Here is a 14,664-nt window from a genome sequence, read left to right as displayed (position 1 = left end):
GCCTGCCGCTCACTATTCAGGCGCTGCCAGACTCTGTGCCGTGACCTTCTTCATGGCGCGGCCGAAAAGTGCCTTGGCCTGGCCTGCCCTGTCGGCGTCCATCCGGACTTCGATGCGCATGTTGCCGTTCCTGAGATCGCGGCGCGAGATCACTTCGCAGCGGCGGTGCAGCCACGCCAGCCCCTTGCCGTCGCTTCCCTCCAGCGTGACCGAATAGAGGTCTGCAGTCCGACCGAGGCGTTTTTCCACGCGCAGCAGCAGGTCGTCCAATCCCGTGCCATCGACGGAAGAGACGAGCACGCAATCGGGCCGCCGCCCTGCTGATGCTTCCCGCTGGGCATATTCCAGCGGTTCCAGAAGGTCCGCCTTGTTCCAGACTTCGAGAAGATGCTCGCGGTTCGCTTCGCCGATGCCGAGTTCTTCCAGCACGGTGAGCACATCCTGCGCCTGGGCTTCGGTCTCCGGGTGGCTGACATCGCGCACATGCAGAATCACATCGGCGGCCAGCACCTCTTCCAGCGTCGCGCGGAAGGCGGCGATGAGGGCCGTGGGCAGATCGGAGATGAAGCCCACGGTGTCCGAGAGAATGATCTTGCGTCCATGCGGCAGTTCGATCACCCGCATGGTGGGATCAAGCGTGGCGAACAGCATATCCTTCGCCAGGACCTTCGCATTGGTGAGGCGGTTGAAGAGCGTGGACTTTCCGGCGTTGGTGTAACCGACGAGGGCGACAACGGGATAAGGCACGCGTGAGCGCCCTGCCCGGTGCAATCCCCGTGTCTTCACGACGTCGGCCAGTTGCTTTTCCAGACGTGCGATCCGTTCCTGAATGAGGCGTCGATCTGCTTCGATCTGGCTTTCGCCGGGGCCGCCCAGGAAGCCGAAGCCGCCGCGCTGCCGTTCCAGATGGGTCCAGGAGCGCACGAGGCGACTCTTCTGGTAGCGCAGATGCGCCAGTTCCACCTGCAGCGTGCCTTCGCGGGTTGAGGCACGTTCTCCGAAGATTTCGAGAATGAGGCCGGTGCGGTCCAGCACCTTGGCTTTCCATGCGCGCTCGAGGTTGCGCTGCTGGATGGGTGAAAGCTGGGCGTTGACGATAACGAGCCCCGCATCCTGCTCCGCCACGATGGCGGCGATCTCCTCGACCTTGCCGGAGCCAATGAGGGTGGCGGGTTTCGGTGCGGCGAGCGGCACGATGAGCGAATGCGCCACCATGAGGCGGATGGCCCGGGTGAGGCCCAATGCTTCATCGAGCCGCGACTGGGCGGACCGCGCATTCTCTGCGGTGCCTGATTTCGGTTCGACATGAATGACGACGGCAACTCCCGTATTGCCCGCGGGGCCGTCACCTTCCCCGATTGTTACGGCCGCTTTGCGGGCCGGTTTACGTTCACTCAAGAGCCACCGTTTTCATCATCAAAGAGGCTGATCGGTGCGCCCGGCATGATCGTCGAGATCGCGTGCTTGTAGACAAGCTGTGACACGCCGTCACGTCGCAGCAAGAGACAGAAATTGTCAAACCATGTGATGATGCCCTGGAGCTTGACGCCGTTGACGAGGAACACCGTCACCGGAACCTTCGATTTGCGCACATGATTGAGGAAGGTGTCCTGGAGATTCTGGGGCTTTTCCTGGGCCATCGTCTGCTTGCCTCTTTTGTTGTTTTGTTGCCGCCTAAGCTCACATGCTCACTAACACAAACGTTGGAATGGCAAAAGATGCTATCTCTACGTGTGTCATGAGGCTGTCTCGCTCGTCTCCTCATCGCGTGACGACAAGCCGAGCATCTTGATTTTCCGGTGCAGGGCCGAACGCTCCATGCCGATGAAACCCGATGTACGTGAAATATTCCCACCAAATCGCGACAACTGCGCGGCGATATAGTCACGCTCGAAGGCTTCGCGGGCCTCGCGAAGTGGCATGGTCAGCAGGTGCTCACCGCTGAAGGTGCCGCTCCCGGCATTGCTGGTCTCGGCCGGAAATGTGGCGGCGGTGATTTCGTCGTGCCCCTCGCCGGCGGCGAGAATCATGATGCGCTCGACGTTGTTGCGGAGTTCGCGGACGTTGCCGGGCCAGTCGCGTGTCTGCAGCAGGGCTATGGCGTCATCGGCAAAGCGGCGCGCCGGCTGCCCGGACGCATTGGAATAGGTGCGGGCAAAATGTTCGATGAGGAAGGGAATGTCCTCGCGCCGCTCGGCCAGGGCGGGCACACGCACAGGCACCACGCTAAGGCGATGATAGAGGTCTTCGCGGAAGGTCTGGGCCGCAATTGCGGATTGAAGATCGCGTGCCGTGGACGACAGGATGCGCACGTCGACCTTCACCTTCTTCAAGCCGCCGACACGCTGGAAGGTCTGGTCGAGCAGCACGCGCAGAACCTTGGCCTGGGTTTCCAGCGGCATGTCTGCCACCTCGTCGATGTAGAGCGTTCCGCCGTGGGCCTCTTCCAGCGCGCCGATGGCCTGGCCCTGTCCGTCGCCCTGCTCCAGACCGAAGAGATTTTCCTCCAGCCGTTCCGGCGCCATGGTGGCGGCGCTCAGCACAACGAATGGTCCGCTGGCGCGGGTGGACATGGCATGCAGCGTGCGCGCCACCAGTTCCTTGCCGGAGCCCATGGAGCCCATGATCATCACGCGGCTGTTGGTGGGAGCGATTTTCTTCAGCGTCTGCTTCAGCATCTTGATGGCCGCGGACTGGCCGATCAGTTCCGCATCGAACCCGCTGCGGCCCTTCAGTTGCTCGTTCTCGCGTTTCAGCCTCGTGTTTTCGAGCGCGCGGCTCACCACCAGCAGCAGGCGGTCGGCATTGAAGGGTTTTTCGATATAATCGTAGGCGCCACGCTTGATTGCCGCCACGGCCGTTTCGATGTTGCCGTGACCCGAGATGATGATGACCGGCAGGTCGGGCACGCGCTGCTTGATCTCCAGCAGCAGGTCGAGGCCGTCCAGCTTGGAGCCTTGCAGCCAGATGTCGAGGATCACCAGCGAAGGGCGGCGCGTGGCCACTTCGGCAAGTGCGGCATCGGAATTGTGCGCGAGCCTGGTCTCGAAGCCCTCATCCTGCAGGATTCCGGAAATCAGTTCGCGGATATCCGCTTCGTCGTCGATAACGAGAATGTCAGCAGCCATGGTTCAACCCAACGCGTCCTCAACAGGTGTTTGTTCCAGCACGTCGATGCGCGGGAAATGAAGTGTGACCCGGGCGCCCTGCCCGGTCGGCGCATCGGTAAGCGTCAGCGATCCGCCGTGCTCCTCCATGATGCGCTTGACGATGGCGAGACCGAGGCCGGTGCCCTTCTCGCGTGTCGTCATGTAGGGCTCGGCCAACCGATGGCGGTTTTCCTGGGGCAAGCCGATGCCGTTATCGGTGACGGAAAGATAGGGCGCGCCGCACTTCATGCCGTAGCTGACGACAATGTGGCCCTGCTCCATCTCGTGTGACGTGAGCCGCGGATCGATCGCTTCGCGGGCGTTCTTGACCAGGTTGGTCACGGCCTGGGTGACGAGGCGGCGGTCAAAGGCGAAGACGGGGACCTCCGAGTCGCGCCTGATCTCGATCTGGGTGTCGGCTGCCGAGACACGCTGGAGGACGGTGGCATCCGACACAACCTCCTGCAGGCTGTTGGGTTCGGGCACGGCCTTCGGCATGCGTGCGAAGGAGGAGAATTCATCAACGATGCGTCCGAGGTCGCCCACCTGGCGGATGATGGTGTCGGTGCACTGTTCGAACACGGCGCGGTCCGAGGTGATTTCCTTGAGGTACTTGCGCTTTAGGCGTTCGGCGGAGAGCTGGATCGGTGTCAGCGGGTTCTTGATTTCGTGGGCGATGCGGCGGGCGATGTCGGCCCAGGCGGAGTTGCGCTGTGCCGAGACGAGATCGGTCATGTCGTCGAAAGTGAGGACGTAGCCGTGTTCGGCATCGTCGGACCGTTCGGTGGTGATGCGGAGGAACAGGTTCTTGTCGCGGCCGTCCGCCGTCATCTCGACCTGACCTTCAGCCGAACCCGAAGGCCGCGACAGGGCGAGGTCAAAGAGCTTGGCGAATTCCGGCACGCTTTCGGTGAGTGACGTTCCGAACAGCTCGCCTTCGCTTTTGCCGAGCAGCGTCATGGCCGAGCGGTTGACGATGGAGATGCGGAAGTCCGGGTTGATACCGATCACGCCGGCGCTGACGCCCGAGAGCATGGCTTCGGTGAAGCGGCGCCGCGCGTCGAGCTGTTCATTGGTGTAGACCAACTGGTCGCGGTGCAGCGTGATCTGGTCCGTCATCATGTTGAAGGTGTTGGAGAGCGTCACCAGATCGCCGGGGCCATCCACCGTTGCCACCTTGGCGGCGAAGTTGCCACGCGCCACGTCGCGGGCGGCGTTGAGCAGCCGGACGATGGGGGAGACCAGATTGTCGGCAAAGCGCAGGCCCGCCCACACGGCCGCGAGCAGGAACACCATGGCGACGAGCGCATAGACCAAGGCGAATGTCACCTGCACCCCTGCTCTCTGGGCCATCAGCCGATCGTATTCGGCTTTGGCATCACGCGTCTTGGTGAGTTGGTCGATCACCACAGGCGAGATGAGCCGGTAAACGTAGAGATAGAGGTTCTCATAGCCCTGCAGCTTCACCATGGCGCGCACGACGTTGCCGCCGCGGCCCGGCTGGATGATCACGGCATCACCGCCCTTGGCCTTGTCGAGATTGTATGTTTCCGGGGCAATGAACTTGATGCGGTCGTTGGCGGTAACGCTGACGTCGATCCGCTTGGAGGCCGGCTCGAAAATATAGACTGCGGCGAGGTTGCGCAGCGCCGCATGGCGGGCGACGCGGCGGACGAAGGCCTGGCGGTCGTCGGTATAGAGTTTGGTCTGCTGGGCAAGATCGGCGGAGATCCCGGCGAGGTCGTTGCGGGTCGCCTCGCCCGCGTTGGTGAGGTAGGCCTCGGCGACCGTTGTGGCGGTGTCGACGATGTTCCGTGTGCGCTCCGAGAACCAGGCATCGAGGCCGCGGTTCAGGGTGACGGCGGCAAAAGCCGCGACCAACAAGGCGGGCGCGACGGCCACGATCGAAAAGAGCCCGACGAGGCGGAGGTGGAGGCCTGCACCTGCCGTGCCCCGGGCGCGGTCCCGCAGCAGGCGGATAATCTGCACACCCACCACCAGGGCCATGAGCAGCACCACGGTGAGGTTGGTCAGCAGGAGCAACTGCACGACCTGTTCGCTGGGCCGCACGGGGGTCAATCCGGTCAGCACGCCGAAGGTCGTCAGACCAACGAGTATGCCCAGGACAACCAGCACCAGCGCCACCCCGGTGAGGTGGTTGCTGAAGCGTGCGGGCAGGACATGATCCGAAAGACTGCGAAGCGGCATGGTCGGCACTATGCAACCGACTGTGGCGAAAATTCAACAGTCCATGTTGCAAAAATACAAATCCGGGAGATGCCCGGCACGGCCATCTGCTTCACGTGATGGGTCAGGAGGACGCCATAACACCCCGCATTGGAACGACTTTCCGCTCTCTGAGTTTGGCGCGAAGGGTGTTCCGGTTGATGCCGAGGAGATCGGCGGCGCGCAGCTGGTTGCCATGGGTCGCCGCCAGGGCGGCCCGCAACAGCGGCGGCTCGATTTCGGCAAGGATGCGTTCGTAGAGTCCAGCGGGCGGCAGGCCCTGCCCGAAGCCTGCGAAATAATCCGCGAGGTGGGCTTCCACGAATCCGGGCAAGTCCGGGTCTGCGCCTGCCCCGCCGTTGTTGGCGGCAAGCGCCTGCAGCGGTGGCATGGAGGCAAGCTCCCGTTCGACGGCGGAGAGGGGAATGACGTCGTCCACCTCCATGGCCAGGAGGCGCTTCACCAGGTTCTCCAGTTCGCGCACGTTGCCGGGCCAGCGGTGCGTCAACAGCCGGTTCATGGCGTCCGGGGCGATGTCCTTGCGCGGAAGGCCATCTTTTTCGGCCCGCACGAGAAAGTGGCGAACGAGATCGGGAATGTCCTCGGTACGCTCGCGCAACGGCGGCAGGCGCAGCGGCACGACGTTCAGGCGGTAGAACAGGTCTTCGCGGAACAGACCCTGATTGATCAGCTGGCGCAGATCGCGGTGAGTGGCGCAGATGATGCGGACGTTGGTCTTGATCGGGGTCGTGCCGCCGACGGTGGTGTATTCGCCCTGTTGCAGCACGCGCAGCAGCCGGGTCTGCGCCTCCATCGGCATGTCGCCGATTTCGTCAAGGAACAGGCTGCCGCCTTCGGCCTGTTCGAAGCGGCCCGCCATGCGCGAGGCCGCCCCCGTGAAGGCGCCCTTCTCGTGGCCGAAGAGTTCGGACTCGATCAGTTCGCGCGGGATTGCCGCCATGTTGAGGGCAACGAAGGGTCCCTTCTTGCGCTTGCTGAAATCATGCAGCGCGCGCGCCACCAGTTCCTTGCCGGTTCCGCTCTCGCCCACGATCGTGACCGTGAGATCGGTCTGGGTGAGGCGCGCGATGAGGCGGTAGATGTCCTGCATCGCAGAGGAGCGGCCGATGATGGGCAGCGGTTCACCCTGCACCGAGGGGGCGGGCCGTGCGGCCTTGGAGGATTGGTCCAGGGCGCGGGCCACGGTCTGCACCAGCGCCGTGAGGTCGAAGGGCTTGGGCAGGTAATCATAGGCACCGAGTTCCGCCGAGCGGATCGCCGTCATGATGGTGTTCTGCGCGCTCATCACGATCACGGGCAACGTGGGCCGGATCTTGCGGATACGGGGCAGCACATCGAAGGCGTTCTCGTCGGGCAACACCACATCCGTCACCACCACGTCGCCCTCGCCCTCGCTCACCCAGCGCCACATGGCGGCGGCCATGCCGGTTGCGCGCACGGTGAAGCCGGCGCGCGTGAGGGCCTGCGTGAGGACGGTGCGGATGGCGCTGTCGTCGTCGGCAATGAGAACCGTTCCGTTGGCCATGTCAGCTTCTCTCCAGGTTGAGGGGCGCGTTTTCGGTGGCAGGCGTGAGCGGCAGGAGAACGCGGAAGGTGGTGCCCTTGTGCTGGCGCGGCTTGCATTCCACCACGCCGCCATGATCGCGCACGATCTTGGCGACGAGCGCCAAACCCAGCCCGCGGCCCGAGCGCTTGCTGGAGACAAAGGGTTCGAAAATATGCGGCAGGAGTTCGTCCGGAACCCCGGGGCCGGTGTCGTGGACGCAGACTTCGAGCGGAAGCGAGATGCGCTCGCTGGACCCCGCCACGGAGAGGCGCACGCCGGGGCGGAATGCGGTCGTGAAGAGCAGTTCGCCCGTGGGCCCCTGCTGGCGCATGGCTTCGACGGCGTTTTTCGCAAGGTTGAGGAACACCTGCACAAGCTGGTCCGAGCTGCCGTGCACCGCGGGGAGCGAGGGGTCGTAGTCTTCGCGAATGACGATGGCTTCCGTGCCGCTCGCCACCATCAACTGCTTCACACGGTCGAGCACAACATGGATGTTGACGGGGCGGCGTTCCAGCGGGCGTTCGTCGGAGAAAACTTCCATCTGGTCGACGAGTTGGCGGATGCGGTCGGTTTCATCGCAGATGAGGCGGACGAGACTGCGGTCGGCATCGCCGAGCGCGGGTTCCAGCAATTGCGCGGCACCGCGAATCCCCGCCAGCGGATTCTTGATTTCATGGGCCAGCATGGCCGCCATGCCGGAAACGGAACGGGCGGCGCCCTGGTGCGACAGTTGCAGGTCGAACTTGTGCGCCATGGAACGGCGCAACAGCATCATCATCACGAAACGGCCATCGTCTCCGATCGGCGCGGTCTGGAGGTCGACAATGCGTTCACCGCCAAGGCGCGGTGTGCCCATTGCAATGGCATATTCGTTGACCACGCCGACACTCTCCCGCACCTGCCGCACGGACTGAAGCGCAGGACTGGAGAACGGCACGATCTCGGCAAGGCCAAGGCGCGTCAACACCGTGGAGCTGGCCTGGAAGAAATCCTCGGCTGCGGTGTTGACCGCGACGACGCGGTCGCCTGCATCCAGCACCACCAGCGGATTGGGCAAGGCATCAACGACAAAGCGCAGATCCATTGGAAAGGCCACGGCGTCGGCAGCGGGCGTCATGCGGCGGCCCTATCATCCAGGATGCGGGCGTAGGTGTCGCGAATGCCTGCCGTGACCTGCGCGTTGTCCTTGTTGGAGAGAAGGGTGGCGCGCAAGGCAGCCGTGCGCTCGCCATCGAGGTGGCCGCGCAGTTCGAGCCGCGCCAATGTCCAGCCGAGGTGCTTGCGGAATGTCTTGTTGCCGAGGGCCGCACCGTAGAGACGCAACGTCTCATCCTGATGCCAGAGCATGATGTCGCGTTCTTCATCGAGCGTGGGCTCTGCCCTGCCCGTTCCGGCTTCGAGGGTTTCGGCCACCACGCCCGGCCACCAGGGGCGGCCATAGCAGGAGCGCCCGAACATCACGGCGTCAGCCCCGGAAGCCTGCATCATGGCGCGGGCATCGGCGGCGGTTTCGCCGTCGCCATTGGCCACCAGGGGAATGCTGATCGCCTCGCGGACGGCGCGGATGGCTGCCCAGTCGGCCTTGCCTGTATAGAACATGCAGCGCGTGCGGCCGTGGACGGTGATCATCCGTGCGCCGGCATTTTCGGCCCGCCGCGCCAGTTCGGGAGCGTTCAGGGTGTCGTGATCCCAGCCCAGCCGCATCTTCACCGTCACGGGCACCTGTGCGGCACCGACTGTGGCCTCGATGAGGCTCACGGCGTGATCGAGGTTCCGCATGAGGGCTGAACCGGACAGGCCGCCTGTCACCTGCCGGGAGGGGCAGCCCATGTTGATGTCGATCACATCGGCGCCGAGGTCCTGTGCGAGGCGCGCGCCCTCCGCCATCCACTTCGCTTCACGGCCGGCGAGTTGCATCACGAAGGGCGAAAGTTTCGCGGCACCACGGGCGCGCCGTACCATGTCCGGCCGCTCCTGGAAGAGTGCGTCGCTGGCCACCATTTCCGAGACGACAAGCCCCGCACCATGGGCGTGCGCAACCGTGCGAAAGGCTTCATCCGTGACGCCCGACATGGGAGCAAGGAAGACGGGATTGCGCAAACGGACCGAGCCGATGGAGATGCTCATAAAATGTGCAACACTCTGGTGAGTTCAAGTTTTGGGCAGAATACGATGTTGCGATGCACCGTCAACGAAAATCTCATACCGGCAACCTTCCCATGCCGCAGGTGACTGGCTATGCGGGAAGAAGAATGTCAGTGGCAGCGGTCATCGTTGCGGGCGGCAGCGGCCTGCGCGCAGGGGGCGAAATCCCCAAACAATACCAGTTGATTGGCGGCAAGCCGGTCATTCGCTGGACGCTGGAGGCATTCCTGTCCCATCCGCTCGTGAACCACGTGCAGGCGGTGATCGGCGAAGGTCACGACGCCCTCTTCGCTGCGGCCACTCAAGGGCTGGCGATCCCGGCGCCTGTGGCTGGTGGCACCAACCGGCAGGAGTCCTGCCGTCTCGGCATCGAAGCGCTTGCGGGCCTCAAGCCGGAGCGGGTGTTGATCCACGATGCCGCCCGGCCCTTCATCAGCGCGCAGGTGATCAGCAACGTGATTGCGGAACTTGACCGGGGAGACGCGGTAATCCCCGGGCTGCCGGTGGCCGATACGATGAAATTCGCACCCGGCGGCGTGATCGAGCGCACGGTGGACCGGGGCTCAATGTGGTTCGTGCAAACACCCCAAGGGTTCAATTTCCCCAAGATCCTCGATGCCCACCGCCAGGCGGCGCGGGAGGGCCACACAAATTTCACCGATGATGCGGCCGTGGCCGAATATGCCGGCATGCCCGTGCACATCACCGCGGGCGACCAGGCCAACAAGAAGCTCACCACAGCGCATGATGTGCGCGTGGCCGACAAGGATGTCTCGGCACGCCTGTTCGTGGAGCGGCCGGATGTGCGCATGGGCCAGGGCATCGACTTCCATGTCTTCGAGCCGGGAGACGGCGTGACCCTGTGCGGCGTCAAAATTCCGTACACGGAGAAACTCAAGGGTCACTCCGACGCGGATGCGCCCATGCATGCGCTGACCGACGCTATTCTGGGGTCCATCGGCGAGGCGGATATCGGAAAGCACTTCCCGCCCAGCGATCCGCAGTGGAAGGGAGCGCCCTCTTCCATCTTCCTGCTCAAGGCCATGGAACTGCTGGTGGCGCGCAAGGGCATTGTGGCCAACGCCGATATCACCATCCTCGCTGAGGCGCCAAAGGTGGGGCCGCACATCGCGGCAATGAAAGCCGTTCTCGCACCCCTCCTGCAGGTGGCGCCGGACCGCATTGCCATCAAGGCCACGACGACGGAGGAGATGGGGGCCATCGGCCGCAAGGAAGGTATCGCCGCTTTCGCCACGGCCACCGTGCGGCTGCCCCTATGAGTTTCGCCGCCCAGGTCGTTGAGGCCTATCTCAAGCGCGGCTGGATGATCGCGACGGCGGAGAGTTGCACGGGCGGTTTGGTGGCGGCTGCGATCACCGACATTGCGGGTTCAAGCGCAGTGTTCGACCGGGGCTTCGTCACCTATTCCAACGCGGCCAAGACGGCGATGCTGGGGGTCGAACCCATCACGCTGGAAACGCAAGGGGCGGTTTCCGCAACGACGGCAAAGCACATGGCGTTGGGCGCGCTCACGCATTCCAACGCCAACGTGGCCGTGGCGGTGACGGGTGTCGCCGGACCATCCGGCGGCACGGCGGAAAAACCGGTGGGACTGGTGCATTTTGCCAGCGCCGTGAAGGGCGGGCGCATCATGCATGTGGAGCGGCGTTTCGGCCCGCACTCACGGGCGGAGATTCGCGAAGGCTCCGTGCAGCAGGCGCTTCAGATGCTGCTGGACGCGCTCCGCTGAGCGGCAAGGGCGCGGGCCTCGAATGCGGCCATCACTTTCTGGATCGCCATTTCCATGAGACCGCCCGCTGCCAACTGGATGAGCGGATTGCGGAAGGCATAGTCGATACGGATCGAAACATCGGAGCCTGTGTCCGCCGGAGAAATGCGCCACAGCGTTTCAATGGCCCTGAAAGGGGCATCGCGCGATGTGGCCTTCACCGTGCGGTTGGCTCCGTCTGTTTCCACCCTGCTCACAAAGGATTCGGACAAACCCAGTTTGGGATAGGCCACGGAGAGTTCCGCATCGAAGCTCTCGCCCGCTGCCGTGGCCTGGCGCGGGCCGCGGACAGTGGAGCGCTGCATCAGCGGCAGGAATTCGCGGTACGAACCCACATCGGCAGCGACGGCATAGGCGACATCGGCTGGAACGGTCACACGGCGCGTGGTCTGGAAGACAGGCATCAGCGTTGTGCGGCGCGGGCCGCACGGAGACGCGCGAAATCATCACCAGCGTGGTGCGACGAGCGTGTGAGCGGCGATGACGAGACCATCTGGAAGCCCTTGGCATAGGCAATCGTCTCGTAGGAGTTGAACTCCTCCGGCGTGACGAAACGGTCGATGGGCGCGTGCTTGCGCGAGGGCTGGAGATACTGGCCGATGGTGATGAAGTCGATATCGGCGGTGCGCATGTCGTCCATCACCTGCATCACCTGCTCGCGGGTTTCGCCGAGGCCAACCATGATGCCAGACTTGGTGAACATCGAGGTGTCGAGTTCCTTCACCTGTTGCAGGAGGCGGAGCGAATGGAAATAGCGCGCGCCTGGCCTGATCTTGAGATAGAGCGACGGAACGGTTTCGAGGTTGTGGTTGAAGACGTCCGGTTTCGCGGCCACGACCTTTTCGAGGGCGCCCTGCTTCTTGAGGAAATCGGGCGTGAGGATTTCAATTGTCGTCGATGGCGCGGCACTGCGAATGGCCTTGATCACCCGGACGAAATGATCGGCTCCGCCATCGGCGAGGTCATCGCGGTCAACGGAAGTGATGACGGCGTGAGTGAGGCCCATGCGCGCCACGGCATCAGCCACGCGCTCGGGTTCGCCTGTGTCCAGTGCATCGGGAATGCCGGTGCGCACATTGCAGAAGGCGCAGGCCCGGGTGCAGGTGTCGCCCATGATCATGAAGGTGGCGTGCTTCTTGGTCCAGCATTCGCCGATGTTGGGGCAGCTTGCCTCCTCGCAGACGGTGGTGAGCTTGTTGTCGCGCACCAGCTTCTGGGTCTCGTGATAGATGGCGGAGCCCGGCGCCTTCACCCGGATCCAATCCGGCTTGCGCAGGATCGGCGTGTCAGCCTTGTGGGCTTTTTCCGGATGGCGCGGGCGGGCCCCGCCGGTTGTGTCGATCAGGGTCGCCATGGGAGGCTCAGCCACGTCCCCTGACGGCGCGGTAGACGAAGATCAGCACGCAGGCGCCGAGCACCGCGACGATGAGCTGGCCAATGAGGCCGCCGAGGCCGAGGCCCAACAGGCCCAGCAACCAGTTGCCGACGATGGCACCGACGATGCCGAGCAGGATGTTCATGATGAGGCCGGTGTTGAACCCCATCACCTTTTCCGCGATCCACCCGGCGAGTCCGCCGAGGATGATCTGCATGATAATTCCGTAGCCTTCCATTCGTGGTCCCTCTCTTTGAGAATCAGCGCCGTGAGCCGCGGAACAGCTTCAGCACCACCAGCAGGATAATCGCACCGGCGGCGGATACAAGGAGATTGCCCCAGAACCAGCCGTGGAACACTTCGCCCAATTGGATGCCTGCGGCGTTGGCAACGAAGAAACCGATCCACGAGCCGACGAGGCCGATGATGAGATTCATGATGAGGCCGTGGTCGGAGCCGGTGAACTTCTCCGCCAGCCAGCCCGCGAGAATGCCGATCAGCACCGTGCCCCAGAAGCCGACGCCGCCCAATTGCATGATCTGGTCCATGTGTGTTCCCTTCAGTTGAGGATATTGGCGATGAACATGACAATCACCGCGCCGATGGTGGCCGTGGCGATGTCGCGGCCCACTTCGCTGTGAATGCCGAGATTGATGTTGGCCTTTTGCAGCACGTAGCTGCCGACAAAGGAGCCGAGCACGCCGCTGATGAGATATTGAACAAGGCCGCCGCCACCGCCGGTGAACGGCACCCAACTCGCCAGCCAGCCGGCCACCAGGCCGATCAGCAGGGCTATCAAGATGTTCTTCGAGTCCATGTCATCCCCCTCGTTGCAACCGGAACGGAGCGGCCCCCATATGGCCCCCCATCCCCGGCGCTTCAAGGTCTCGCAGGTCACATGTGGATGACGCGTCCATAGGCATCCAGCACGCTTTCATGCATCATCTCGCTGAGGGTCGGGTGCGGGAAGACGGTGTGCATCAGTTCCTCCTCCGTCGTCTCCAGCCCCATGGCGACGACGAAGCCCTGGATCAGTTCCGTCACTTCAGCACCGACCATGTGCGCGCCGATGAGTCGGCCGGTCTTGGCATCGAAGATGGTCTTGATCAGGCCCTGGTCCTCGCCCAGCGCGATGGCCTTGCCATTGGCGAGGAAGGGGAACTTGCCGATCTTGAGTTCAAAGCCCGCCGCCTTGGCCTTGGCTTCGGTAAGCCCGACGCTCGCGACCTGGGGATGGCAATAGGTGCAGCCAGGGATCTGGTCCTTCTTCATGGCGTGCGTGTGAAGGCCCTTGATGGTTTCGACGCAGATGACGCCTTCATGTTCGGCCTTGTGGGCGAGCATGGGCGGGCCTGCGACGTCGCCGATGGCGTAGATGCCCGCGACATTGGTGCGGCCGAAGCCGTCGGTCACGATGCAGCCCTTCTCCATCTTCACCCCCACGGCTTCGAGGCCGAGGTTCTCGGTGTTGGCAACGACGCCTGCAGCGGCGATGACGCGGTCCACCGTGATCTGCTCGGACTTGCCACCCGCCTCGATCGTCGCGGTGACACTGTTGGCCTTGCGGTCGAGCTTCGCCACCTTGGCCGAAAGCCTGAACTTGAGGCCCTGCTTCTCCAGCTGCTTCTGGGCGATCTTCGAAATCTCGGTGTCTTCCACCGGCATGATCTGGTCCATGATCTCGACCACGGTCACATCCACGCCCATGGCGTTGTAGAAGGAGGCGAACTCGATGCCGATGGCGCCGGAGCCGATGACGAGCATGGACTTGGGCATCTCCTTCGGCACCATGGCCTCGAAATAGGTCCAGACCAGCTTGCCGTCGGGCTCGAGTCCCGGCAGCACGCGGGGGCGCGCGCCGGTGGCGACGATGATGTGCTTGGCGGTGTAAGTGCCCGCTCCGGCCACGCCCTTGGGCGGCGGGTTCTGCGGCTGCACCACGGGCTTCTTGCTGTCGGCCACCACGACTTCACCGGGCCTGGTGATCTTCGCCTCGCCCCAGATGATCTGCACCTTGTTCTTCTTGAGCAGGCCATTCACGCCCATGTTGAGGCGGCCCGAGACGCCGCGTGAGCGCTGCACCACCTTGGCGGCATCGAAGCTGATGTCCTTGGCGGCGAGGCCGTAGTTCTCGGCGTGCTTCATGTAGTGATAGATTTCCGCCGAACGCAGCAGCGCCTTCGTCGGGATGCAGCCCCAGTTCAGGCAGATACCGCCCAGGTGTTCGCGCTCGACGATCGCCACCTTGAAGCCCAGCTGTGCGGCGCGGATGGCCGAGACGTAACCGCCGGGGCCTGCGCCGATGATGAGAACGTCAAATGCGGTGTCTGCCATGGTATCCTCTTTCAATCCTGAAAATAGTTTTCACATCTGTTGTGGCGGCTATAGCTTCCCCAAGGTGGCTTGGCTATCG

The 14,664-nt window shown here is 63.6% G+C and carries 15 protein-coding genes; 2 read left to right on the top strand and 13 right to left on the bottom strand.

Annotated features, from left to right (window positions below; translation table 11 throughout):
* Positions 1–12: 12 nt before the first annotated feature.
* The 7 genes from hflX to dusB all read right to left on the bottom strand — a co-directional run bounded on the left by hflX (position 13) and on the right by dusB (position 9,069).
* Entirely contained in the window at positions 13–1,398 is a 1,386-nt protein-coding gene (hflX, locus tag IPM06_15025; protein MBK8771735.1) for a GTPase HflX, read from the bottom strand.
* Positions 1,395–1,640, bottom strand: a complete 246-nt coding sequence (hfq, locus tag IPM06_15020) for an RNA chaperone Hfq (protein MBK8771734.1) — start codon at positions 1,638–1,640, stop codon at positions 1,395–1,397. Before hfq ends, hflX begins: the two co-directional genes overlap by 4 nt.
* A 96-nt stretch (positions 1,641–1,736) precedes the next feature.
* Positions 1,737–3,128 (bottom strand): sigma-54-dependent Fis family transcriptional regulator, encoded by a 1,392-nt coding sequence (locus tag IPM06_15015; protein ID MBK8771733.1) that lies wholly within the window; start codon positions 3,126–3,128, stop codon positions 1,737–1,739.
* 3 nt (positions 3,129–3,131) lie between these two features.
* Complete coding sequence (locus IPM06_15010) at positions 3,132–5,357, bottom strand: PAS domain-containing sensor histidine kinase (protein MBK8771732.1); 2,226 nt, start codon at positions 5,355–5,357, stop codon at positions 3,132–3,134.
* 103 nt (positions 5,358–5,460) lie between these two features.
* Positions 5,461–6,921: a nitrogen regulation protein NR(I) gene (gene ntrC, locus IPM06_15005; protein ID MBK8771731.1), complete on the bottom strand. Its 1,461-nt coding sequence runs from the start codon at positions 6,919–6,921 to the stop codon at positions 5,461–5,463.
* 1 nt (position 6,922) lies between these two features.
* Positions 6,923–8,059: a PAS domain-containing protein gene (locus tag IPM06_15000; protein ID MBK8771730.1), complete on the bottom strand. Its 1,137-nt coding sequence runs from the start codon at positions 8,057–8,059 to the stop codon at positions 6,923–6,925.
* Positions 8,056–9,069, bottom strand: a complete 1,014-nt coding sequence (gene dusB, locus IPM06_14995) for a tRNA dihydrouridine synthase DusB (GenBank protein MBK8771729.1) — start codon at positions 9,067–9,069, stop codon at positions 8,056–8,058. The genes IPM06_15000 and dusB overlap by 4 nt, the downstream gene beginning before the upstream one ends.
* Before the next feature lie 125 nt (positions 9,070–9,194).
* On the opposite strand from dusB, the gene IPM06_14990 reads away from it, so the two are divergent.
* Both IPM06_14990 and IPM06_14985 read left to right on the top strand, forming a co-directional pair.
* Positions 9,195–10,367 carry a bifunctional 2-C-methyl-D-erythritol 4-phosphate cytidylyltransferase/2-C-methyl-D-erythritol 2,4-cyclodiphosphate synthase gene (locus IPM06_14990; GenBank protein MBK8771728.1) on the top strand — a complete coding sequence of 391 codons (1,173 nt, stop codon included), beginning with the start codon at positions 9,195–9,197 and terminating at the stop codon, positions 10,365–10,367.
* Positions 10,364–10,837, top strand: a complete 474-nt coding sequence (locus IPM06_14985; protein ID MBK8771727.1) for a CinA family protein — start codon at positions 10,364–10,366, stop codon at positions 10,835–10,837. The genes IPM06_14990 and IPM06_14985 overlap by 4 nt, the downstream gene beginning before the upstream one ends.
* Here IPM06_14985 and IPM06_14980 read toward each other — a convergent pair.
* From IPM06_14980 to lpdA, 6 genes are all read right to left on the bottom strand, one after another.
* Positions 10,810–11,280, bottom strand: a complete 471-nt coding sequence (locus IPM06_14980; protein MBK8771726.1) for an SRPBCC family protein — start codon at positions 11,278–11,280, stop codon at positions 10,810–10,812. The genes IPM06_14985 and IPM06_14980 overlap by 28 nt on opposite strands.
* A complete protein-coding gene (gene lipA, locus IPM06_14975) occupies positions 11,280–12,230 on the bottom strand; it encodes a lipoyl synthase (protein ID MBK8771725.1) in 951 nt (316 codons plus the stop codon). Before lipA ends, IPM06_14980 begins: the two co-directional genes overlap by 1 nt.
* Positions 12,231–12,237: 7 nt before the next feature.
* A complete protein-coding gene (locus IPM06_14970; GenBank protein MBK8771724.1) occupies positions 12,238–12,489 on the bottom strand; it encodes a GlsB/YeaQ/YmgE family stress response membrane protein in 252 nt (83 codons plus the stop codon).
* 22 nt (positions 12,490–12,511) lie between these two features.
* Complete coding sequence (locus IPM06_14965; protein ID MBK8771723.1) at positions 12,512–12,781, bottom strand: GlsB/YeaQ/YmgE family stress response membrane protein; 270 nt, start codon at positions 12,779–12,781, stop codon at positions 12,512–12,514.
* 29 nt (positions 12,782–12,810) lie between these two features.
* Positions 12,811–13,068, bottom strand: coding sequence for a GlsB/YeaQ/YmgE family stress response membrane protein (locus IPM06_14960; GenBank protein MBK8771722.1), 258 nt, complete (start codon positions 13,066–13,068; stop codon positions 12,811–12,813).
* A gap of 77 nt (positions 13,069–13,145) precedes the next feature.
* Complete coding sequence (lpdA, locus tag IPM06_14955) at positions 13,146–14,585, bottom strand: dihydrolipoyl dehydrogenase (protein ID MBK8771721.1); 1,440 nt, start codon at positions 14,583–14,585, stop codon at positions 13,146–13,148.
* Positions 14,586–14,664 lie beyond the last annotated feature (79 nt).

This window comes from Hyphomicrobiales bacterium, from assembly GCA_016710435.1.
GTDB lineage: Bacteria > Pseudomonadota > Alphaproteobacteria > Rhizobiales > Aestuariivirgaceae > Aestuariivirga.
The sequence above is the reverse complement of the archived record's forward strand: the minus strand, read 5'-3'. Positions and strand labels throughout refer to the sequence as shown.

Excerpts from the sequence above, each read along its gene's own strand:
- hfq (MBK8771734.1), bottom strand. The coding sequence starts at position 1,640 with ATGGCCCAGGAAAAGCCCCAGAATCTCCAGGACACCTTCCTCAATCAT.
- IPM06_15015 (MBK8771733.1), bottom strand. The coding sequence starts at position 3,128 with ATGGCTGCTGACATTCTCGTTATCGACGACGAAGCGGATATCCGCGAA.
- IPM06_15010 (MBK8771732.1), bottom strand. The coding sequence starts at position 5,357 with ATGCCGCTTCGCAGTCTTTCGGATCATGTCCTGCCCGCACGCTTCAGC.
- ntrC (MBK8771731.1), bottom strand. The coding sequence starts at position 6,921 with ATGGCCAACGGAACGGTTCTCATTGCCGACGACGACAGCGCCATCCGC.
- IPM06_15000 (MBK8771730.1), bottom strand. The coding sequence starts at position 8,059 with ATGACGCCCGCTGCCGACGCCGTGGCCTTTCCAATGGATCTGCGCTTT.
- dusB (MBK8771729.1), bottom strand. The coding sequence starts at position 9,069 with ATGAGCATCTCCATCGGCTCGGTCCGTTTGCGCAATCCCGTCTTCCTT.
- IPM06_14990 (MBK8771728.1), top strand. The coding sequence starts at position 9,195 with ATGTCAGTGGCAGCGGTCATCGTTGCGGGCGGCAGCGGCCTGCGCGCA.
- IPM06_14985 (MBK8771727.1), top strand. The coding sequence starts at position 10,364 with ATGAGTTTCGCCGCCCAGGTCGTTGAGGCCTATCTCAAGCGCGGCTGG.
- IPM06_14980 (MBK8771726.1), bottom strand. The coding sequence starts at position 11,280 with ATGCCTGTCTTCCAGACCACGCGCCGTGTGACCGTTCCAGCCGATGTC.
- lipA (MBK8771725.1), bottom strand. The coding sequence starts at position 12,230 with ATGGCGACCCTGATCGACACAACCGGCGGGGCCCGCCCGCGCCATCCG.
- IPM06_14970 (MBK8771724.1), bottom strand. The coding sequence starts at position 12,489 with ATGGAAGGCTACGGAATTATCATGCAGATCATCCTCGGCGGACTCGCC.
- IPM06_14960 (MBK8771722.1), bottom strand. The coding sequence starts at position 13,068 with ATGGACTCGAAGAACATCTTGATAGCCCTGCTGATCGGCCTGGTGGCC.
- lpdA (MBK8771721.1), bottom strand. The coding sequence starts at position 14,585 with ATGGCAGACACCGCATTTGACGTTCTCATCATCGGCGCAGGCCCCGGC.